The sequence below is a fragment of the Marinobacter sp. F3R08 genome (assembly GCF_018860425.1).
Lineage (GTDB): Bacteria > Pseudomonadota > Gammaproteobacteria > Pseudomonadales > Oleiphilaceae > Marinobacter.
Window position 1 is genome coordinate 71,681 of record NZ_JAHKPI010000005.1, and the last position, 21,084, is coordinate 92,764.

At 55.1% G+C, this 21,084-nt stretch carries 16 protein-coding genes and 1 pseudogene; 8 read left to right on the forward strand and 9 right to left on the reverse strand.

Annotated features, from left to right (window positions below; genetic code table 11):
• The first annotated feature begins 164 nt into the window (after nucleotides 1-164).
• The 6 genes from KO499_RS01165 (at nucleotide 165) to hslU (ending at nucleotide 9,194) form a co-directional block, all read left to right on the forward strand.
• Nucleotides 165-2,351 carry a primosomal protein N' gene (locus KO499_RS01165; protein WP_215981930.1) on the forward strand — a complete coding sequence of 729 codons (2,187 nt, stop codon included), beginning with the start codon at nucleotides 165-167 and terminating at the stop codon, nucleotides 2,349-2,351.
• 225 nt (nucleotides 2,352-2,576) lie between these two features.
• Nucleotides 2,577-4,499, forward strand: coding sequence for an Ig-like domain-containing protein (locus KO499_RS01170; protein ID WP_215981931.1), 1,923 nt, complete (start codon nucleotides 2,577-2,579; stop codon nucleotides 4,497-4,499).
• 405 nt (nucleotides 4,500-4,904) lie between these two features.
• Nucleotides 4,905-6,590 (forward strand): arginine--tRNA ligase, encoded by a 1,686-nt coding sequence (argS, locus tag KO499_RS01175; protein WP_215981932.1) that lies wholly within the window; start codon nucleotides 4,905-4,907, stop codon nucleotides 6,588-6,590.
• A 6-nt stretch (nucleotides 6,591-6,596) separates the two neighbouring features.
• On the forward strand, nucleotides 6,597-7,232 hold the full coding sequence (locus tag KO499_RS01180; protein ID WP_215981933.1) for an SPOR domain-containing protein: 636 nt from the start codon (nucleotides 6,597-6,599) through the stop codon (nucleotides 7,230-7,232).
• A gap of 90 nt (nucleotides 7,233-7,322) precedes the next feature.
• Nucleotides 7,323-7,853: an ATP-dependent protease subunit HslV gene (hslV, locus tag KO499_RS01185; RefSeq protein ID WP_215981934.1), complete on the forward strand. Its 531-nt coding sequence runs from the start codon at nucleotides 7,323-7,325 to the stop codon at nucleotides 7,851-7,853.
• 12 nt (nucleotides 7,854-7,865) lie between these two features.
• A complete protein-coding gene (hslU, locus tag KO499_RS01190; protein WP_215981935.1) occupies nucleotides 7,866-9,194 on the forward strand; it encodes an ATP-dependent protease ATPase subunit HslU in 1,329 nt (442 codons plus the stop codon).
• 52 nt (nucleotides 9,195-9,246) lie between these two features.
• Here hslU and KO499_RS01195 read toward each other — a convergent pair whose 3' ends face one another.
• The 3 genes from KO499_RS01195 to KO499_RS01205 all read right to left on the reverse strand — a co-directional run bounded on the left by KO499_RS01195 (nucleotide 9,247) and on the right by KO499_RS01205 (nucleotide 13,449).
• Nucleotides 9,247-10,488 carry a patatin-like phospholipase family protein gene (locus tag KO499_RS01195; protein WP_215981936.1) on the reverse strand — a complete coding sequence of 414 codons (1,242 nt, stop codon included), beginning with the start codon at nucleotides 10,486-10,488 and terminating at the stop codon, nucleotides 9,247-9,249.
• Nucleotides 10,489-10,596: 108 nt separating this feature from the next.
• On the reverse strand, nucleotides 10,597-12,903 hold the full coding sequence (gene ptsP, locus KO499_RS01200) for a phosphoenolpyruvate--protein phosphotransferase (RefSeq protein WP_215981937.1): 2,307 nt from the start codon (nucleotides 12,901-12,903) through the stop codon (nucleotides 10,597-10,599).
• Between the two features lie 15 nt (nucleotides 12,904-12,918).
• A complete protein-coding gene (locus KO499_RS01205) occupies nucleotides 12,919-13,449 on the reverse strand; it encodes an RNA pyrophosphohydrolase (RefSeq protein WP_215981938.1) in 531 nt (176 codons plus the stop codon).
• Nucleotides 13,450-13,622: 173 nt separating this feature from the next.
• Here KO499_RS01205 and KO499_RS01210 point away from each other — a divergent pair, with 173 nt between their 5' ends.
• Entirely contained in the window at nucleotides 13,623-14,279 is a 657-nt protein-coding gene (locus KO499_RS01210; RefSeq protein ID WP_215981939.1) for an HAD family hydrolase, read from the forward strand.
• On the opposite strand, the gene KO499_RS01215 is transcribed toward KO499_RS01210, so the two are convergent.
• The 3 genes and pseudogenes from KO499_RS01215 to KO499_RS19945 all read right to left on the reverse strand — a co-directional run.
• Nucleotides 14,276-15,472 (reverse strand): class I SAM-dependent rRNA methyltransferase, encoded by a 1,197-nt coding sequence (locus KO499_RS01215; protein WP_215981940.1) that lies wholly within the window; start codon nucleotides 15,470-15,472, stop codon nucleotides 14,276-14,278. The two genes, KO499_RS01210 and KO499_RS01215, sit on opposite strands and share 4 nt — an antisense overlap.
• Nucleotides 15,473-15,607: 135 nt before the next feature.
• Nucleotides 15,608-16,000 (reverse strand): glycine cleavage system protein GcvH, encoded by a 393-nt coding sequence (gene gcvH, locus KO499_RS01220; protein ID WP_215981941.1) that lies wholly within the window; start codon nucleotides 15,998-16,000, stop codon nucleotides 15,608-15,610.
• Nucleotides 16,001-16,141: 141 nt separating this feature from the next.
• A pseudogene (locus KO499_RS19945) lies at nucleotides 16,142-16,474 on the reverse strand (LysR family transcriptional regulator); the annotation flags it as partial.
• A 173-nt stretch (nucleotides 16,475-16,647) separates the two neighbouring features.
• Between KO499_RS19945 and metE the strand changes: the two are divergent.
• Nucleotides 16,648-18,930, forward strand: a complete 2,283-nt coding sequence (metE, locus tag KO499_RS01230; protein WP_215981942.1) for a 5-methyltetrahydropteroyltriglutamate--homocysteine S-methyltransferase — start codon at nucleotides 16,648-16,650, stop codon at nucleotides 18,928-18,930.
• Here the strand turns inward: metE and cpdA are convergent.
• The 3 genes from cpdA to KO499_RS01245 form a co-directional block, all read right to left on the reverse strand.
• Nucleotides 18,924-19,730, reverse strand: a complete 807-nt coding sequence (cpdA, locus tag KO499_RS01235) for a 3',5'-cyclic-AMP phosphodiesterase (RefSeq protein WP_215981943.1) — start codon at nucleotides 19,728-19,730, stop codon at nucleotides 18,924-18,926. The two genes, metE and cpdA, sit on opposite strands and share 7 nt — an antisense overlap.
• A 200-nt stretch (nucleotides 19,731-19,930) precedes the next feature.
• On the reverse strand, nucleotides 19,931-20,416 hold the full coding sequence (locus KO499_RS01240) for a DUF1249 domain-containing protein (protein ID WP_215981944.1): 486 nt from the start codon (nucleotides 20,414-20,416) through the stop codon (nucleotides 19,931-19,933).
• A complete protein-coding gene (locus tag KO499_RS01245) occupies nucleotides 20,416-21,033 on the reverse strand; it encodes an NUDIX domain-containing protein (RefSeq protein WP_215981945.1) in 618 nt (205 codons plus the stop codon). Before KO499_RS01245 ends, KO499_RS01240 begins: the two co-directional genes overlap by 1 nt.
• Between the last annotated feature and the right edge of the window lie 51 nt (nucleotides 21,034-21,084).

Sequence of the window (21,084 nt, forward strand, 5' to 3'; positions counted from 1 at the left end):
AGAAGACGGGGCACAATCATGCCCTGTCGGCAACAGCTCGCGAATCTTACTTGCAAATACGACTACAGGCAAGCCACACCTTGATTTCGGATCCGCCGACCGAGGCATCACTGCTGGCCTCGAGCCAAAACAGGACAAGGAAAAACCGTGACAATCGCAACCCAATGGAACACTCAGTGCCCCTGATAGCACGCATTGCCCTGAATCGTCCGCTGCGCCGACTCTTCGATTACATCGTCCCAGAACACCTTGAGCTGATTCCGGGCCAGAGAGTGCAAGTCCCGTTTGGCCGCCAGCAAGCGACCGGCCTCGTTGTTCAGACTGGCGTAGAACCTCCCCCGGGAATAACCCTGAAACCGGTGACAGCCGTCACCGAGGAATGGCCAGCACTACCCGAAGAAACCTTCAGACTTCTGAGCTGGGCGAGCGATTACTACCAGCATCCACTGGGAGAATGCCTCTTCACCGCCCTGCCCCCGGGTCTTCGACGAGGAAATAAAGCGGAAGCGAAAAAGGCCGAATGGTGGAGAACGCTCGATAATGACGCATCACTCCCGGCAAATGCCCATAAGCAAAAGGCGCTCATTGACTGGCTCCGCCACCACACCAATGGCGCACCGGCAACGGATATCATAAAGGCCGGTTTCAGCCGAACGCAACTCAATGCCCTTCGGGAGAAGGGGCTCATAGAAACCATTTCAACTCCCGGCGCCGAGACAGACCATGAAGCGCCTGAAATCCTGGCCCGACACCCCGTACTGTCCAGTGCCCAGGCCTTGGCAGCAGACGAACTGACAACGCCAGGCGAAGGGTTTGGCGCATCCCTTTTATACGGCATCACCGGCAGCGGAAAAACCGAAATCTACCTGCATTATCTGAAACAACACCTTGGTGCCCGTGACCAGGCCCTTATACTGGTTCCGGAGATCAATCTCACACCACAAACCGTGGCTCGGTTTGAGCACTATTTCGGCAGACGGATCGTGGTATGGCACTCAGCCCTGAACGACGGAGAGCGTCTGACAACATGGCTGAAAGTCCGCAACGGCGAACCCGTTATACTGGTAGGCACCCGGTCGGCGGTGCTACTCCCCTTTACCAACTTGCGCACCATCATTGTCGACGAAGAACACGACAGCTCCTACAAGCAAGGCGATGGCTTCCGTTACTCGGGCCGCGACCTGGCAGTCTACCGGGCTCACCTGAATAATTGCCCTGTAATCCTGGGATCCGCGACACCGTCACTGGAATCCATACACAACGCAAAGCAGGACAAATATCGACTGGCAAAACTTGAAGAGCGCGCAGGCGCGGCGGCACCGCCGATGGTCAGCTTGCTGGACATCCGCAGCCGACCTTTGGAAGGCGGCCTGTCCCGGCCAGCAATGAATGCCATCCAGCAAACCCTGGCCAGGGGCGAACAAGCCCTGGTTTTCGTCAACCGACGCGGATTTGCCCCCGTTATGATGTGCTTTGACTGCGGTCACATGGTCGAGTGCCCTCGTTGTGACACCCGCCTGACCTACCACCGTCGCGACCGAGCAATGCGCTGCCATCACTGCGATTATCAGACGGCAGCCACCGAACACTGCCCGAAATGCCACAGCGCGGCTTTCAAGCCCCTGGGACAAGGCACCGAAAGAACCGAAGAGATACTCACCACAGCTTTCCCGGACACTCCGGTTGTGCGAGTGGATCGCGACAGCACGCAACGCAAGGGCAGTATTCAGAGCATTCTGAGCCGGGTAAACAGCGGCAAACCATGCGTTCTTGTCGGCACCCAGATGCTGGCCAAGGGGCACGACTTCCCCAATGTGACGCTCGTTGTGGTGGTCAATGCCGACGGAGGCCTGTTCAGCGTGGACTTCCGGGCGCCCGAACAACTCATACAGACGCTTCTCCAGGTCAGTGGTCGCGCCGGTCGTGGCACAAAGCCCGGCAAAGTCCTGATCCAGACCTGCCACAGCGACCACCCGCTACTGAAAACACTCTGCGAGGGCAAATATCTTGATATCGCAGAGCAACTCCTCAAAGAGCGCGAGGAAGGTCAGTTCCCACCATTTCGCGCGATGGCCATCTTCCGTGCCGAAGCAGACACCATGGAGAAGAGCCTGCAAGTACTGGATTCGATAAAACCCCTCACCAACAGCACTGGCATCGAAACCTGGGGCCCACTCCCTGCCATGATTGCCCGACGTGCCGACAAATACCGGGCACAGCTCATTCTCAACGCTCGAAACCGAAAACACCTGAACAATTTACTGTCAGGAATCTGCCAGGAGCTGGATCAGAGAAAACGACCGCCCGGGGTCAAATGGATGATTGATGTTGACCCTCAGGAAACAGGGTAAGGAATTTAGCTTAATATGAGACTCAACACTCGTTAATGCGATTCGTTACAAACTTTTTCACAAAGCCCACACCTAAAGAGTTTCCTTCAAAAACTATGTGCTATGATCTCTGCATAATATAAGGGAATGCCTTTAAAATTTTTTGAATCGGAATCCAGTCGATAACAAGATTCCGCAATATATACAGGCGTTGTGCCGCCAATACGGAAACTGGAGAAAAAGATAATGTCGGGGAAAATCCTAGCGCGTGCGTCAGCTGTCTCGCTGGTTTTGGTTCTTGCAGCGTGCGGAGGAGATGATAGCTCTTCCAAGCTAGTCGGTACAGACAATCAGAGTGGGGGCAGTGATGGAACCGACACACCAGAAGGGGTTACTGTAGGATCTCTTAGCATCAGTGCAAGCCCTGTGCAAATAGGGACCACCTCAAACGCAGAATCAGAAATCCTTGTTTACGTGAGAGACGAAGACAACATTTTGGTTCCCGACGTTCCTGTTCAATTTAGCGGAAGTGCTGGCTCCTCTCTTCAAGTAGAGCGTGAGATTACTGACGCTAGCGGCAGTGCACTTGCATCCCTCAGACCTCTTAATGATCCACGCAATAGAATAGCGACCGTTTCCGCATCTGCTGGCAATCAGGAAAGCTCAATCTCTATTGCTATAAGCGGCACAACCTTATCACTTGATGGCCCGAGCGCGGTATCGGCAGGGAATTCAGCCACTTTTACAGCCAGCCTTGCCGACTCGGCCAACGAAGGCATTCCGCTTGAAACAATTGCGATAACCAACAGCAACCCAAACAACTCTATCAGCTTCAGCACCAATACAACTGGTGACAGTGGTGAAATCCAATTTACATTGGATGCAAATTCCTCAGGAAGCGACACCATTACTGCGTCCGCGTTTTCGGGCGATCTAACGACGTCTACAACAATCTCTGTTTCAGATAACTCATTCCGGTTTTCGACCCCTAGCGTAGACCAGGAAATCCCTCTTAACACTCCAGCAAACGTTACACTGCAGTGGACAGCTGGTGGAGCAGGCATCGCAACTGAAAGCATTTCTTTTGCGAGCACACGAGGCACGCTCTCGAACCCCACAGCAATTACAGACGGAAACGGCAATGCAACCATCTCCATTCAGGGAGACACAGCTGGTCCAGCAACGATCGTTGCAAACGCTACCGATCCAGACACTAACGTATCGATCTCAACCCAACAGACTGTAGAGTTTGTAGCCACAACGCCTGCTCTTGTGACAGCCCAAGCTAGCAAGACACAGCTCATAGCGAATGAACAGTCCCGCATAACTGCGGTCGTAAGAGATAGTGCGGGAAATTTGGTCAAAAATAAGATCGTCGAATTTAAGATCGAGTCAGATGTAAGTGGCGGCGTTCTCTCCTCCGCAACAGGAACCACCGACTCGCTAGGTCGCTCATCGGTTACCTACACTGCTGGACAGAGTTCAACCGGCCGAGATGGGGTTATTATTTCAACAAAAGTTAAAAACACAGCCATATCCGACGACATTGCCTTAACCGTCTCAAACGGAGCACTCCGTCTTACTGTTGGAACCGGTAACACACTGGCAGAGCCAGACGCTGATCACTATGTAAAGGACTGGGTGGTATTTGTAAGCGACGCAAATGGACAGCCAGTGGAAGGAGCAGATGTTGAGTTATCTGTAACGCCAGTTGCCTACAGAAAAGGCAATTTTATACTCATTGACGAAGACGATGACGGTGAATATGACTATTGGGCGGCGGACAACGAATTCTCCTGTCCATCTGAAGACCTGAATGGTAACGGCATTCTCGATGTCAGCGAATCGGACACCAACAATTCTGGCAACATCGAACCAACGAATGACGCTGTTGCAGTTGTTGACGATAATATCACCGCATCCGATGGCTCCGCACATTTCGATATTCGTTACGCGCAAAGCAGCTGTGCCTGGGTAGATGTAAAAGTGGAAGCTAGAACTAGCGTGGACGGCACAGAGTATGGAGAAGAAGCAACGATTACATTGCCGTGCGCGGCTTCTGACCTGCAAGACCCTGAGGTCACACCCCCAGCTGAAAGTACGGCGGATACCACTTTCGGTGTCGAAGGTAAATACGGAAACGTCCTAAGCTGCTCGATCAATGACTAACCGACTTAATAGAATCCTCAAGGATAGCAGGCCATACAAGACTGCTTAAGCGCAGCCTTCCGACCACACAAAATAACCGTGGCATTGTTCACGGTTATTTTGTGAACTGCCTTGCAATAAGGAACGTTCACAATTAAGCCCCTGATTCAAGTTATTGACTAATCTTCGCACTTAGCTAGCAATGTATGGCATAAACTTTCGTACTGACCGGAGCCGTCACGGCATCTTCCTCTTTATCGACCCAGACAATAAATATTCCGACACGTTGTGAACAGGCAGTTTTCCATCGCGTCCACATCGAGCTTTTGCTTACACCCAAACTTTCCGCGATAATAGCTGCCTTCTGTTTTCATTGGGCCTCCTGCCCCGAAGCTAATTCTCCTGTAAACCGAGTCATCTGACAGCATGAAAGAGACCGTTTCCGATCTGCTCCAGTCTGCACTGGCAGCACTCCAAGCCGATGGCACCCTGCCTGCGGACCAGTCCTTTACCCCTCAGGTAGGGAACACCAAGGACAAGTCCCACGGGGACTATGCCTGCAACATCGCCCTTGTTGCCTCAAAGGCAGCTGGCTGTCCACCGCGAAAACTGGCGGAAGCGCTGATCGAAAACCTGCCTCAGAGCAAGGCGGTGGAGAAAGTAGAGATTGCCGGCCCCGGTTTCATTAATTTTTTCATGAGCACAGCCAGTGCTTTTGAGGTCGTCAATGCCATCCTTGAAAAAGGCGATCGTTTCGGTCGCAACAATCACGGAAAAGGCGAAAACGTTCAGGTGGAGTTTGTTTCCGCCAACCCCACGGGCCCTCTGCATGTCGGCCATGGTCGCGGTGCAGCAATTGGTGACTGCCTTTGCCGGCTACTGGAAGCCAACGGGTACAACGTCACCCGTGAGTTTTACTACAACGACGCAGGCGCCCAGATCAACAACCTGGCACTCTCTGTTCAGGCCCGGGTATCCGGTCTGTCGCCGGAAGACGAGAGCTGGCCCGCCGATGGGTACCGGGGCAATTACATTATTGATGTCGCCAATGCCTACCTTGCCGGCGAAACGGTGACTGCCGACGACCGGGAGGTCACCGCCAAAGGGGATCCGGAAGACCGCGACGCTATCCGCGAATTTGCCGTAGCCTACCTGCGTCGGGAACAGGATCTTGACCTGAAAGCCTTCGGCGTCCAGTTCGATGTCTATTTCCTGGAGTCCTCGCTGTATGAGGACGGAAAGGTTGAAGCTACGGTCAAGCGCCTGCAGGAGAATGGCTATACCTATGAGCAGGATGGCGCCATGTGGCTGAAGACCACCGACTTCGGCGATGACAAGGATCGGGTCATGCGCAAGAAGGACGGCGGCTATACCTATTTCCTGCCGGACGTTGCCTATCACCTCGACAAGTGGCAGCGAGGCTTTACCACGGTTATCAATGAACAGGGTGCCGACCATCACTCGACCGTTACACGGGTTCGCGCCGGCTTGCAGGCGCTCAATGCCGGCATTCCAAAGGGCTGGCCTGACTACGTACTGCACCAGATGGTGATGGTGACCCGCTCCGGCCAGGAGGTGAAAATCTCCAAACGCGCTGGCAGCTACGTGACAATCCGGGATCTGATTGATGAAGTTGGCCGCGACGCAACCCGATTCTTTCTGGCCGCGCGCCGGGTAGACTCCCAACTGACCTTCGATATCGATCTGGCGCGCTCCCAGACCAATGAAAACCCGGTGTATTACATTCAGTATGCCCACGCGCGAATCTGCAGCGTTCTTCGTAAACTGGCAGAGGAGGGAATAGAGCGTGGCCGCAACGAATGCATAGGCGATCTGTCACTGCTGACTCTGGACGAGGAAAAAGACCTGGCGAACCAGTTGGCGAAATACCCGGAACTGATCGCTAATTCCGCCGATCAGCGGGAGCCTCATCACCTGACCCACTATCTGCGGGATTTGGCGGGCCAGTTCCATACCTATTACAACGCCCACAAGGTATTGATTGAGGACACGGCAGTTCGTGATGCCAGACTCAGCCTCTATCTCGCGATCAGACAGGTTATCGCCAACGGTCTGGATCTGCTGGGCGTCAGCGCACCGGAAGAGATGTAAAAACGAATGTCCCGAGATTATGCCCGCAAGGACAAACCCGCCAAGGCTTCAGCCACGTCGCGCAGGAAGCCTGCAAAGCAGTCGAAGCCAAAGTCTGCACGACCAAAGCCCGCACCAAGTGCGCGTTCCCAGCACGGTGGCTTGTCGTTGAAATGGATACTGTCCCTGGCCGCTGTCGGGGGCTTTATCGGGTTTATCGTTTACCTGAACTCACTGCCAGCCAGTCGCGGAACACCGCAACCAGCGGCACAAAAATCCGTGGAAAAACCGGTACAGAAATCCCCCGAGACTGCCAGCGAAGAGGAGGCCCCCGGTTTCCGCTTCTATGAAATGTTGCCGGAGTCCGAGGTTGTTCCGCCCAAAGTCGACGAGTACACACCAGGCCCGACCCGACAGGACTTTAATTATCTGGTTCAGTCTGGTTCCTTCAGAAGCAAGGAAGACGCCGAGCGGCAGCGTGCCCAGATTGCGTTCCAGGGTTTGCGCGCGACGATCCAGCGGATCGATCTGGACAGTGGGTCCGTCTGGTATCGGGTGAACGTTGGCCCCTTCACTTCCCGAAGCCAGATGAATTCCGCAATCGACAAACTGGTGTCTCTCAATATCCAGCCATTGGTCCGGAAGATTCCCAAGCAGGGCTGATCTTCCGGGCTCGGCACAAGCACCTTGAATTCGCAACAGAAGCCTCCATAACAACGGGATACCAATTTCAATCAGGCAATTGGAGCCCAAATGACTACCATTCTTTCCGTCAGGCGCGATGACGAAGTTGCCATGGGTGGCGACGGCCAGGTTTCCCTCGGCAATACAGTAATGAAAGGCAATGCCCGGAAGGTGCGCCGCCTATACAACGGCAAGGTAATCGCCGGTTTCGCGGGCGGCACAGCCGATGCGTTTACGTTGTTTGAGCGATTCGAGGCCCAGCTTGAGAAACACCAGGGCAACCTCACCAGAGCTGCCGTGGAGCTGGCAAAAGACTGGCGGACAGATCGCGCACTGCGCAAACTCGAAGCATTACTGGCGGTGGCGGATAAAACAGCCTCGCTGATCATTACCGGCAATGGCGATGTCATAGAGCCCGAGCAGGGCCTGATTGCGATTGGTTCGGGGGGCCCGTTTGCCCAAGCCTCCGCCCGCGCACTGCTCGAGAATACCGATCTGTCTGCCCACGAGATCGTCGAAAAAGGTCTCGATATCGCCGCTGACATTTGTATCTATACCAACCACAATCGCACCCTTGAAGTGCTCTCCTCAAACGACTGATCCGGAGCGACCATGTCTGCAATGACTCCCCGTGAGATTGTCCACGAGCTCAACAAACACATCGTGGGTCAGGAAGAAGCCAAGCGGGCGGTAGCCATCGCCCTCAGAAACCGCTGGCGCCGGATGCAACTGGACAGCAGCCTGCGCGATGAGATCACGCCCAAGAATATTCTGATGATCGGTCCCACTGGTGTCGGTAAAACCGAGATTGCCCGGCGCCTGGCAAAGCTGGCCGATGCCCCGTTTCTGAAAGTAGAAGCCACGAAGTTCACGGAAGTCGGCTATGTGGGCCGTGATGTCGAGTCCATTATCCGTGATCTGGCCGATATGGCCGTCAAAATGCTCCGTGAAGCGGAAATGAAACGCCACGAAGAGCGAGCGCTGGATTGCGCGGAAGAGCGCATCCTCGATGCCCTGATTCCGCCACCCAGAGATTTTAACGAAGACAGCCAGCGCAGCTCAGATTCCTCCACTCGCCAACTGTTCCGGAAGAAACTCCGGGAAGGCGAACTTGATGACAAGGAAATCGAGATCGACCTGCACAATGCCAGCGCCGGTGTGGAAATCATGGCACCGCCGGGCATGGAAGAGATGACAAACCAGTTGCAGAGCATGTTCTCCAACCTGTCTTCCGACAAGCGTAAAACCCGGAAGATGAAGGTATCCGACGCACTCAAGAGAGCCAAGGAAGAAGAGGCTGCGAAACTGGTCAACGAAGAGGAGATCAAACACAAGGCCATTCAAGCCGTAGAGCAGAATGGCATTGTCTTCGTGGATGAGATCGACAAGGTGGCCAAGCGATCCGAGAACACGTCATCAGACGTTTCTCGCGAGGGCGTTCAACGTGACCTGCTACCGCTGATCGAAGGCAGTACCGTAAGCACCAAATACGGCTCTGTGCGTACAGATCACATACTGTTCATTGCTTCCGGCGCGTTCCACTTGTCAAAGCCTTCCGATCTGATTCCAGAGCTGCAGGGGCGCCTACCCATTCGCGTGGAGCTTCAGGCCCTGACACCGGAGGACTTCAAACGCATTCTGACCGAACCCGATGCCTCTCTGGTGCAACAGTACGAAGCACTGATGCTGACCGAAGGTGTGCAACTGACGTTCCGGGAAGATGCCATCGCCCGCATTGCCGAGGTTGCCTGGAAGGTGAACGAGAGCACTGAGAACATCGGTGCCCGACGGCTGCATACCGTACTGGAGCGCTTGCTGGAGACTCTGTCCTTTGATGCAGGCGACAAGGTTACCGATGGCTTTGAAGTTACCGCTGAGTACGTAGACGAGAAGCTTGGAGAGTTGTCTGAAGACGAAGATCTGAGCCGTTATATCCTCTAAACCTCAGGCGGGGGAGATGAAGGCTTCGTCTCCCCCGCCTGACGTCTCAAGACTATTGCGCCTTCGAAAACAGGTGCGAAACGTTCCCCAGACCAGTGGCCAACCGCCCCTTTTCTGCTTTGTTTTTCCTGCCCTTGGCCACATACAGAGGCAACATCTCGCCATAGAGACTGGTGCTGATGGTACGCTGTTCATCTTCAAGACGATCCCGTCGCAGCGTGATCCCATATTTAGCCAGCCTGGGCTCCAGTTGATCGGCGCGACTCAGCAGATCCTGCCGGGTCATCTGATAGGCGTGTTCACATACCATCCGGCGCGACTGAAAACTGAACACGTTGGAAAAGAATAACTTGGCGTCGTCACGGGTAGGCTCAAACAGGAGAATGTCCTTGTCCGGATAATCCCGGGCGTACTGGGCAATGCCAGACTGCATCCTCGAGTACACCATGGTTCTTAACGTCTGGGACAAAAGGTTGGGCATTCCTGAGCGGGTCAGTTCACCGGGCTTCATGGACCCCGATCTGACTGCGGCACTGGCATCAATAGGAACCTGGGGATTCACTGCGAAGACAAGGTCGGCCCCGTCTTCAAATGCTACGGAGGCGTGCAAGCCCTTGCGGAGAGTGCCATCCACATAATAGCGGCCATCGATATCTACCGGCACATACAGTCCCGGCGATGCGGTACTGGCCTGAATGGCCTTGGAAATAGGCACATGATCAAAGCCGGGAGCACCAAAACAAACCGCCTCGGTACTTTCAACATCGGCCGCGACTATATAAAGACTGCGCTTGAGTTGACGAAAATCATTGGTGCGCCCCAGCATACTGAAGGCCCGATTGAGATACTCATGCAGGCCCTCATTATTGAATAATCCGGCCGGAGCTGCCTGGGCGAGGATAGTCATCGCTTCCAGCAGACTCTGATCGTAAGGGTTGTTGACGAAACGACTCACCGCCGTGGAAACCAACCCGGGTATTGCCAGTAATCGACTGCCGATCTCCCGGAAGGCCGGACGATAGAACACTTCTGGGTGGAAAGGGTGCACTTCCGCTTCGTTCCGCACGAAGATCCGGCACAATTGGGCCGTGGTCATCTGATTGGCGAGATTCGCCGCCACAAAGGATCCACCATTGACGCCAACGTATACATCGATGTTATTGAAGTCGAGTCCATCAAGCGCCTCATCCAGAGCCCGGAGAGCTCCGATTTCATAAATCCCCCCCAAAGGCCCGCCACCACCCAGGGCAAGCCCTATGCGGGGAGCGGATTTATGATCAGATGGCGATGTCATGGCCTTCCCTTTTCCGTGTAAAGAATGCAGAACCGACGGCTAACTCAGCACCAAGATAACAGCCATGTTTAGAGTACACACCCTACAAACCTGAAACCCGACGGTTGATCAGGAAGTGGCAGACTCCGATACAGTAATGGCTGTCGACTTTCCGGGGCGCAGATAACGGCCAAACCCCGCATTCCGCAACGCCAGATCGACGCAACTCTTTATAACGTGCGGCGAATCCAGCAACAGCACGTCCTCCAGCAGCTGCATGGTCCACTCCCGGCTGACACTGCGAATCACCGACTTGACCTTGGGCAAACTGGCCGCATTCATCGATAGCGAGTCGTACCCCATCGCCATCAGCAGAAGTGCGCCACCGGGATCCCCCGCCAGCTCACCGCAGATCCCTACCGGCTTACCCACCGAGTGAGCATCCTGGGCAATCCTTACCAGTGCCTGAAGTACCGCCGGATGATAGGAATGATAGAGTTGGGCCACCCTCGGATTGTTACGGTCCACCGCCAGCAAATACTGGGTCAGGTCGTTGGAACCCACCGAGAGGAAATCCACCCGGTCTGCCAGCTCCCGAATCTGGTAAACGGCGGCAGGAATCTCGACCATTACACCCACTTTCGGCATATGGATGTCGAAACCTTCCTCGCGAACCTCGTGATATACCCGGTAAATCAGATGCAGGGACTCTTCGACTTCCGAAATATTCGAAATCATCGGAAGCATGATCTGGAGATTATTCAGGCCTTCACTGGCCTTGAGCATGGCCCGGACCTGGACAAGGAAGATCTCGGGATGATCCAGCGTAACGCGGATCCCCCTCCAGCCGAGGAACGGGTTTTCCTCCTGGATCGGAAAATAGGTCAGCGACTTATCGCCGCCAATATCGAGCGTGCGCATGGTCACCGGGCTGGGAGCGAAGGCTTCAAGTTGCTCCCGGTAATACTCACGCTGTTCCTGCTCAGAAGGGAAACGTTCCTTGATCATGAAAGGCACTTCGGTGCGGTACAGACCAATTCCCTCGGCACCGTGAGAAAGTGACCGGACAACATCCGTCATCAGACCGGTGTTGACCAGCAATGAAACCCGATGATGGTCCGTGGTTTCACAGGGTTTGTCCCTGAGTACCTCGAGCCCCCGGACCAGCTCATCTTCTTCATCACAAATCGCCTGATAGTAAGAGCGGAGGTCGGAAGAAGGTGAGGCAAATATCTGGCCCTCGAAACCATCGACGATCAGCTCCTTGCCATCGAGCTGATTGACGGGAATATCCACAAGCCCCATAACCGTGGGGACTCCCATAGCACGGGCAAGGATCGCCACGTGAGAATTACTGGATCCCTTGACCGACACAAGGCCCACCAGTTGCCCTTTGGGAACCTCCCCAAGCATCGCAGGCGTCAGCTCTTCACTGACCAGCACCGTCCGCTCCGGGTAATTCAGATGCTTTTGCTCACCGGCCTGGAGATGGGATAGCAGGCGGCGGCCCAGATCCCTGATATCAACTGCGCGCTCCTGAAGATAGTGATCGTCCATCATTTCAAAATGACGGATATACTGTTGCACCACCTGTTTCAGAGCCCCCTGGGCCCATATACCCTCACGAATTCGGTTGGATACTTCTCCCGGCAGCGCGTCGTCACCCAGCATCCGCAAATACACATCGAACAGCGCCTGCTCTTCCGGACGCAACTGCGAAGCGAGACGCTTCGCCACACGCTCTATATCCTCACGAACCGCCGTCACCGCCGACCGGAAGAGCGCCAGCTCCTGATCAATGTCATCGGTTGGTTTTTCCGGGACAACGTCCAGATCGGCTGCCGGGTAGACCACCGCGCTTTCACCAATGGCGACACCCGGAGCGCCCGGTACACCATTGAAACTGACATCGTGGGCTTCTTCCCCGGTCAATGACAGTCCGCTGATAGCCCCGGTCGCCTCACTGTGGGCGATCACTCCCGCCAGCTGGGCGGAAACGGTGACCAGAAAGGCCTCTTCACCCTCATCAAAACACCGGGAGCTTTCCCGTTGCTGAACAACCAGTACTCCCAGCACTCGGCGATGGTGAATAATCGGCACACCCAGAAAAGAGCGGAACCGCTCCTCACCAGTTTCAGGGAAATAGCGATATCGGGGATGGGAGGGGGCATCTTCCAGATTGATGGGCTCTTCGCGAGAGCCCACAAGCCCGACAAGCCCTTCGGAATATGCCAGACTCACCTCGCCAACGGCCTTTCGGTACAGACCTTCCGTGGCCATCAGAATGTAGCGGTTGGTGGCAGGATCTAGCAGATAGACGGAACAGACCTCGGTTCCCATGGCTTTTTGCACCCGCGATACAATGATATCCAGCGCCTCCTGCAGATCGCGGGCGCTGTTTACCTCTTGTACAAGACTTCGCAGAATGCTCAGCATGGCGGTGTCAGTCCGTCATTTCTTTTGTTCCTGTAAACGCTGATTCTGTTCCGCCCGATACCACTGCTCCATGTTGTAGAACAGTCTTGGCGCGAGCTCTCTCAGCGCACGTCGATATACTTCTCGCTTGAATGAAACCACCTGTCCCAACGGATACCAGTAACTTACCCACTGCCAGCCGTCGAACTCCGGTGAATCCGTACCGTCCACACACACCTGCGCGTCCGGCGATAACATCCTCAGCAGGAACCATTTCTGTTTTTGGCCCACACAAACGGGGTGGGAGTTTTGGCGTACCATCCTCCTCGGGAGTCGATACCTCAGCCAGCCTCGCGTACAACTGATGATTTCCACATCATTTGCACACAGACCAACTTCCTCTCCAAGTTCCCGGAAAAGCGCGTCCTCAGGGGATTCATCATGTTTGATGCCGCCCTGGGGAAACTGCCAGGAATCCTGCCCTATTCGCCTTGCCCAGAGAACTTCCCCTCTGTGATTGGCCAGAATGATTCCGACGTTGGGTCTGAAACCGTCTGAATCGATCACGGCACAGTCCTCTCAAAAGTCGGTGGACCGGTACAAAAATTCACCGGTCGGAATTGTCCAAGTTGCTCTCATTCTTACAGAAACCCAAGGGTTCAGCAAACGAAGCCGTTGGGAAGAGGTCGTGTTAGACTTGGCGCTTTCCCGAAAGCCCTGTGATGATCGGAGGTAACTGCTTGACGCTCGCAATTTTTGATCTGGACAACACCCTTCTGGCCGGCGACAGCGACCATGCCTGGGGTGAGTTTCTGGTAGAAGAAGGCATTGTAGATGCTGAAGAATATCGTCTTGCCAATGATCGCTTTTACCAGGAATACCTGAACGGCGAACTGGATATCCTGCGTTACCTCGGCTTTGCCCTTCAGCCACTTGCAAATCACAACGTGAGCGAGCTGTTAGCCTGGCGAAACCTGTTCATGGAGAGAAAAGTGCGTCCCATGATGCTGGCGGGTGCCAAAGCCCTCCTTAACCGCCATCGCGATCAGGGCCACACCCTGATGATCATTACCGCCACCAACCGGTTTGTAACCGAACCCATTGCCCAAGCGCTCGGCATCGAGCATCTGATCGCCACCGAACCAGAACTGGTTAACGGCCACTACACCGGCGAAGTGGCTGGCACCCCGAGCTTTCAGGACGGCAAGGTAACGCGGCTGAACGACTGGCTGAACGCCCATAAAAGGACACTTGAAGGGGCGTGGTTCTACAGCGATTCCCACAACGACTTGCCACTACTGAAGCTGGTAGATAACCCGGTCGCCGTTGATCCGGACCCAACCCTGGAAAAATATGCCCGGGACAACGGCTGGAAGGTAATGTCACTGCGGGATTAAAAGAACCCCGTCAGTGAGCGGACAAAGCAGGATTTGATGTAATCGGTCTCGGGAATACCTGGAATCACCGGATGATCCGGGGCCTGATGCCCCTGCTCCAGGAGCTGGACAAAGCGGTCAATTTTTCGACCGCTACCGCGAATGATATCTACCAGCTTTTCCTGTGAAAGGTGCATCGAACAGGACGCGGAAACCAGGATACCGTCGCGCTCGAGTAAACGCAGACCAAGCTGGTTCAGCCGGGCATAGGCCTCTTCCCCTGCCTTCTGATCCCGTCGACGGGGAATCAGTGCCGGCGGATCCAGCACCACAACATCGTACTTCTCCTTCTCATCCGCCAGCGCTTTGAGGGCCTCGAAGGCATCGCCTTCAATGGTTTCAACATTATCGAGACCATTGAGCCTCGCGTTATGGTGAACCGAATCAATGGCACCGGCCGAACTGTCCACACAGGTCACCTGCGTGGCTCCGGCACAGGCCGCCTGAATGCCCCAGCCACCAACGTAACTGAACACATCCAGAACCCTCTTGCCCGGCGCATAGGCCTGCAGGCGCGCACGATTCATCCGGTGGTCATAGAACCAGCCCGTTTTCTGCCCCCCCTCCAAAGGCACCTCAAACCGGACACCATTCTCCTCGACCTCCAGCAAGCTGACCTCAGTTCCGTAGGCCAGTTCCACATAAGTATCCAGCCCTTCTACCTTGCGCATCTTGCCGTCGTTCTTGAGAATGATCGCCTCGGGGTGAACCAGGCGCTGAACCGCCCGGACCACCGCCTCCTTCATCAGCTCCATACCGGCCGTCGAGATCTGCACCACCACCGTGGAGCCAAACCGGTCGATCACCAACCCGGAAAGCCCGTCACTGTCACCAAACACCCAACGGTAAAATGGCTTGTCAAACAGCCGCTCCCGCAACGCCAGTGCCGCCTCCATCCGCTGGGTCAGACGCTGTGGCGTCATTCCATGGCCAGAGTCCCGACTGATCAGCCGACCGCAGATCAGTGCATGAGGGTTCACAAATACCGTGCCCAAAGGCTTGTCATTCGAAGCCCGAAGTTCTGCCTGAGCACCGGCCTCAAAGTCCGACAACGGACTGCGGCGGGTATCCACCTCGTTGCTGTAAACCCAGAGATGGCCAGCGCGGAGACGGCGCTCTGCGCCTTTTCGAAGATACAGAACGGGAAAATTCATATAGACCACCAGACAGAGGTAAATTCGGGGCGAGGATTATACATGAACAGGGAAGGACAACATCCAAACGACCTGAGCAGGCGAGGCAGGCCTTTCGAAAGCCATACCCGTCCGCTCATGGTCCCGGGAAAACCACTACTGCTCGGCAGCCACATGCTCCGCATAGGCGGCCGCGTCCATCAGGCCGTCCAGCTCACCAGCATCCTCAAGCCTGACCTTATAAAGCCAGCCGTCGCCATACGGATCCTCGTTAACTTTCTCCGGCTCATCCTCCAGGCTCTCGTTCACTTCGATAACCTCACCAGTGACCGGACTGAATACATCCGAAGCCGATTTTACGGATTCCGCCACGCCAGCTTCCTCGCCACCGTTGACCGTCACGCCCAGGTCCGGAACACCAATATAAACAACATCGCCCAGCTGCTCCTGGGCAAAATCAGTAATGCCGACGGTCGCAGTGCCGTCGTCGGACACACGAACCCACTGGTGGGTTTCAATGTATTTCAGGTCTGCGGGAGTTTCACTCATAGTCTGATTTCCTGAACAGATTTTTTGCGCAGTTTAACCGAAGACATTAACGCCAGCGAACCTCGCTTGCCAGCTTCATGAAAGAATTCAGGTAATCCACGTCCCGATTCCGCTCACGAAGGCCCAGAAAGATCTGCTTGGGAATCCCGGCTTCACATCCACATCTACGCCCGGCCAGAGTTCCAGATAGGGCCCCACCACTTTAAGCAACCATTGATAGCAGGGGTGGCATTCCATCCCGATGCGCAACGTACCTCGCTGCCCCTTGGCAAACTGGCCAATCAGCATCTCAGCATGCTCTATCTGCGGCAACAACCTGTTCGCAAGAGACAGCATATATTCACCTGACTGGGTTAATCGCAGTTGTCGCCCTTCCCGCAGCCAGACGTCGGTACCAAGCTGATGTTCCTGCTTGCGAATGGAATGGCTGAGGGCAGACTGAGTGAGATGCAGCCGCTTGGCCGCCGCTGTCAGGGAACCTTATTGTTTGATCGCTCTGAGAATCTCCAGATGGCTACGCTCGATCATTGCCAATCCCTACATGACTAAAATTCATCGATACCTGAAATAATACCATTATTATTCATCTTACCAGACGAATATTCTGCACGCTCTTACACACGATAGAATCAAGCAGAGGACACACCATGGTAACCACACACAACCTCGGGTTCCCGCGCATCGGCGCCCGCCGCGAGCTGAAGTTCGCTCAGGAAAGCTTCTGGAAAGGCCAGATCAGCCAAGAGGAACTGAAAACTACCGGTGCCGAACTACGGCACAAGCATTGGCAGAATCAGCGCCAGCTTGATCTTGTCCCCGTTGGTGACTTTTCCTTTTACGATCAGGTACTGGACATGAGTGCCACCCTGGGCAACCTGCCGAAGCGGGTGAAAGAGACTGGTGGCACTGAGCTCGACCAGTATTTCCGGGCAGCCCGGGGGCGCTCCGGACAGGAAACCACATCATTTGAAGGCGTGCACGCCGGTGAAATGACGAAGTGGTTCGACACCAACTATCACTACATCGTGCCCGAATTCCACCAACATACCCGTTTTCAGCTTAATGCCGACCGGCTGATTGACCAAATCGCAGAGGCCAGAGCTCAGGGACTCACCCCGAAACCTGTCATCATCGGGCCCGTAACCTACCTTTGGCTCGGTAAAACAAAGGATGAGAGTGACAGGCTGGCTCTGCTCAAGTCACTTCTCCCGGTGTACTCCGAGCTACTCGATGTGCTGTCAGCTCAAGGCGTCGAGTGGGTTCAGGTGGACGAACCAGCGCTTGTTACTGACCTTGATGCCGACTGGCGCCATGCGTTTACCCTGGCTTATCACCATCTGAAAACCTGCGCGCCAAAACTGTTGGTAGCCACTTACTTCGGTGAATTAAGGGAAAACCTGCAACTGGCCTGTGAACTGCCTGTGGCTGGCCTGCATCTGGATGCCATCAGTGCCCCCCAGGAGGTTGCCCGGGTTGTTGACTGGCTGCCTCCACACAAACAATTATCCCTGGGCGTCATCAATGGCCGGAACGTCTGGCGCACGGATCTGGAGAAAGTGCTCGACTGGCTGGAACCGGCTTACCAGAAGCTGGGAGCCCGTCTGTGGCTTGCACCATCCTGCTCGCTGCTCCATGTGCCGGTCGATCTTGATAGCGAAGAGAAGCTGGATTCCGAGCTTCGCAGCTGGCTGGCATTTGCGATTCAGAAGCTGGATGAGCTGAACATTCTTGCGACTGCCCTGAATGATGGCAGGGACGTCGTTCGCGAGGCCCTGGCAAGCTCTTCTTCGGCCGCGCAATCCCGAAGAACCTCAGAAAGAGTTCATAATCCCTCGGTTCGTTCCCGGACGACGGAGATCCGCGCAGAGCTCGGGCAACGCCAAAGTCCCTATTCCGAACGCATCGCAATCCAGCAAGAGAAGCTGGAGCTACCCCGCTTTCCAACGACCACCATCGGTTCTTTTCCCCAGACGCCGGATATCCGTCAGACCCGCCTGCAATTCCGCAAGGGCGAACTGACCGAAGCAAACTACACCACGCGGATCCGCGAGGAAGTACGACGCTGTGTTGCCGAGCAGGAAGCTCTTGGACTGGATGTTCTGGTTCACGGCGAGGCGGAGCGCAACGACATGGTCGAGTATTTCGGCGAACAGCTGGACGGCTACGCCTTCAGCCAGTTCGGCTGGGTCCAGTCTTATGGCTCACGGTGCGTGAAGCCTCCCATCCTGTTCGGTGACATTGCCCGCCCACAAGCCATGACCGTCGAATGGATCAACTATGCTCAGTCCCTCACTGAAAAGCCGCTCAAGGGTATGCTGACAGGTCCCGTTACGATCCTTAACTGGTCGTTCGTACGAGACGATCAACCCCGACGGGATAGCTGTTTTCAACTGGCACTGGCAATCCGGGAGGAAGTTCTTGACCTGGAAGCCGCCGGGGTCGGGATCATTCAGATTGACGAAGCGGCCCTCAGAGAAGGCTTGCCGTTGCGACAGTCCGATTGGGCAAACTACCTGGACTGGTCTATCGAAGCATTCCGGATTACCGCTAACGGCGTGCGCGATGAAACCCAGATCCACACACATATGTGCTACTCGGAGTTTAATGACATCATCGAGTCCATCGCCCGCATGGACGCAGACGTCATAACCATCGAGACCTCGCGGTCTGACATGGAACTTCTTGATGCCTTCCGTGGTTTCCAGTATCCGAACGATATCGGTCCCGGTGTCTATGACATTCACTCACCGAACATACCGGAGAGCAAGCAGATCACGGCGTTGATGATCAAGGCGGCCGAGCGGATACCGGCGGAGCGGCTATGGGTTAACCCGGACTGCGGATTGAAAACCCGCCAATGGGATGAAGTCCTTCCAGCTCTGAAAAACATGGTTGCTGCAGCCAGGGAATTGCGGGAGACCGTTCAATAACCTGTGCTGTTCTGATCGAGCTCGAACTGGAAATCTTTGGCCCGGCAGACTTCGGTTGTGAATTCTCCGGTGTCATGGAACTCAAACCAGCGGTAGCCCGGCGGCACATTCTCAACTGAAAATTTGCTGGAGCCGGACGTAAACTGGATACAAGTGGACGGCGTCGCCATAAGGTGCACGCCGTTCCGCTCGACTTCATGCTCCTGATGAATATGCCCCCACAGGACGATTCTGACCTGAGGGAAACGGTCCAGAACCCGCCAGAACGCCTCCCGGTTAGTAAGGCCGATTTTTTCCATCCAGTCAGATCCGATGTCCACAGGATGGTGATGCAAGGCAACGACCGCAGGCAGATCAGGATGCTGCTCAAGGGTTTCCTCGAGGAATTTCAGCTCCGAATCGGCCAGGGCCCCAAAAACCTTGCCGGGCACGGACGAGTCCAGCATGACAAATTGCCAGCCACCCAGAGTAATGTGGCGGGCACCGGCATTGTACTCACCCGCGACCTTGACCAGGTTACCCGCATGATCATGATTACCTTCAATCCAGGCTGAGGAGCACGAAAATGCTTTCAGACTTTCGCCAAACACCCGATAGGCATCAATCGAGCCGTCCTGAGCAATATCGCCGGTGGCCAGAATAAGGTCTGGCTGGCCGTGCTCTCTGAGAACATCGGAAATGACCGCCTGAAGACTGTCCCGGGTTTTCACTCCCAACAGGGCCCCCTCAGCATGCGCCATCAGGTGCGGGTCGGTCAGCTGCAATACCCGGAGTGGCCCGGATGATTCCTTCATGGTCATGGCTTTCGGATCTACCCAGTGGCGATATTCGGTTTACACCCAAGTTTACGACGCCAGTTCCCGGATTCATCACTACTGAATGGAACAGAGATCACATTCTGATCAAGCGCTGGTGAAATATTACAGTTTTTGACAACTATGGCACACAGGAAGGTCGTCGCCACACCACGTCAGGACTGGCTGAGCCCGCAAACCCCGCGTCAGTCGACGCCCTCGCCCGCGGACCAGGCGGCATGTTCCATCGGTAAATGACCGAATCGCAGACAATAGTCCAACCAATCGGCGAGAAAGCCGTTAACCTGAACTTTTTCGTCGGGATGGTGCATGAATCGATTGGGATAATCATTGACGGGGGCGATCTGACGATCTCGATAACAGCTGATCACCTCTGCCAGATTGGCATCGTGGTAGACACGGACGGTCATCTGGGGGTTGTTAAGCCAGCGCCCGGAGTTGTGGATCTGCTCAAGCAAAAGGGTCTCGGTGAACTTTGCGGTTTGCAGCACCTGAATCCGAACGCGCCCCATATAGTGGTTTTCCCGATGCAGTTCAAACTCGCACACAGGTTTACCGCCCACCTCAAGCTGCCGCAGCTTCTCCAACCGCCGATAATTTCCTTCACAGAGGGCACCCAGTTGCCTCAAATCCGGAACATACGGCTTGGGTTTCATGGCCCACTCACCCATTACTGCCACCCCTTCCTCAAACGGGCCCGATTCAGCTCGAGCCACTGGAGCGCAATAATGGCGGCGGCGTTGTTGATACGACCATCGTGGATCATCGCTATGGCATCTTCGTACGACACCACATGGGCACGAATATCCTCGTGTTCGTGCTCCATACCATAAAGCCCGCCTGCACCCTCGGTGCTGACCCGGCCACAATACAGATGAATCATCTCGGTACTGCCGCCGGGGGACACCAGGTAAGCGCAGATTTTTTCCAGCGGATCAAAGCTCAGTCCGGCTTCTTCCTGCCCCTCACGCTGGGCAACCTCTTCCGGACTCTCACCCTCCTCATTCATGCCGGCGACCAACTCAAGCAACCACGGCGACTGGTCACGCCCCAGCGCTCCCAGGCGGAACTGTTCCAGAAGTACCACTTCGTCCCGCTCTGGATCGTAGGGCAACACACAGGTGGCATCGCCCCGGATAAAGAGTTCCCGGGTAAAGACCGGCATCTCCCTGTTATCAAAACGCGGATGGGTCAACCAGAGCTTATCCATGCGGAAGAAGCCCTGGAAAACAGTCTCACGTTTTTCGACGTTGACGTCGTTAGCTTTGAACTGGAACGGCTTGGCCATCTGTTACCCGATTGAAGGATCGACGTTGAACGATAGCCTTTAGTTGGGCCT

Bases quoted from the DNA above. Each gene is read 5' to 3' on its own strand.
- hslV (WP_215981934.1), top strand. From the start codon at position 7,323: ATGACTACCATTCTTTCCGTCAGGCGCGATGACGAAGTTGCCATGGGT.
- KO499_RS01245 (WP_215981945.1), bottom strand. From the start codon at position 21,033: ATGGCCAAGCCGTTCCAGTTCAAAGCTAACGACGTCAACGTCGAAAAA.
- argS (WP_215981932.1), top strand. From the start codon at position 4,905: ATGAAAGAGACCGTTTCCGATCTGCTCCAGTCTGCACTGGCAGCACTC.
- cpdA (WP_215981943.1), bottom strand. From the start codon at position 19,730: ATGACCATGAAGGAATCATCCGGGCCACTCCGGGTATTGCAGCTGACC.
- KO499_RS01240 (WP_215981944.1), bottom strand. From the start codon at position 20,416: ATGGGTGAGTGGGCCATGAAACCCAAGCCGTATGTTCCGGATTTGAGG.
- KO499_RS01165 (WP_215981930.1), top strand. From the start codon at position 165: ATGGAACACTCAGTGCCCCTGATAGCACGCATTGCCCTGAATCGTCCG.
- metE (WP_215981942.1), top strand. From the start codon at position 16,648: ATGGTAACCACACACAACCTCGGGTTCCCGCGCATCGGCGCCCGCCGC.
- hslU (WP_215981935.1), top strand. From the start codon at position 7,866: ATGTCTGCAATGACTCCCCGTGAGATTGTCCACGAGCTCAACAAACAC.
- KO499_RS01180 (WP_215981933.1), top strand. From the start codon at position 6,597: ATGTCCCGAGATTATGCCCGCAAGGACAAACCCGCCAAGGCTTCAGCC.
- KO499_RS01195 (WP_215981936.1), bottom strand. From the start codon at position 10,488: ATGACATCGCCATCTGATCATAAATCCGCTCCCCGCATAGGGCTTGCC.
- KO499_RS01215 (WP_215981940.1), bottom strand. From the start codon at position 15,472: ATGAATTTTCCCGTTCTGTATCTTCGAAAAGGCGCAGAGCGCCGTCTC.
- ptsP (WP_215981937.1), bottom strand. From the start codon at position 12,903: ATGCTGAGCATTCTGCGAAGTCTTGTACAAGAGGTAAACAGCGCCCGC.
- gcvH (WP_215981941.1), bottom strand. From the start codon at position 16,000: ATGAGTGAAACTCCCGCAGACCTGAAATACATTGAAACCCACCAGTGG.
- KO499_RS01170 (WP_215981931.1), top strand. From the start codon at position 2,577: ATGTCGGGGAAAATCCTAGCGCGTGCGTCAGCTGTCTCGCTGGTTTTG.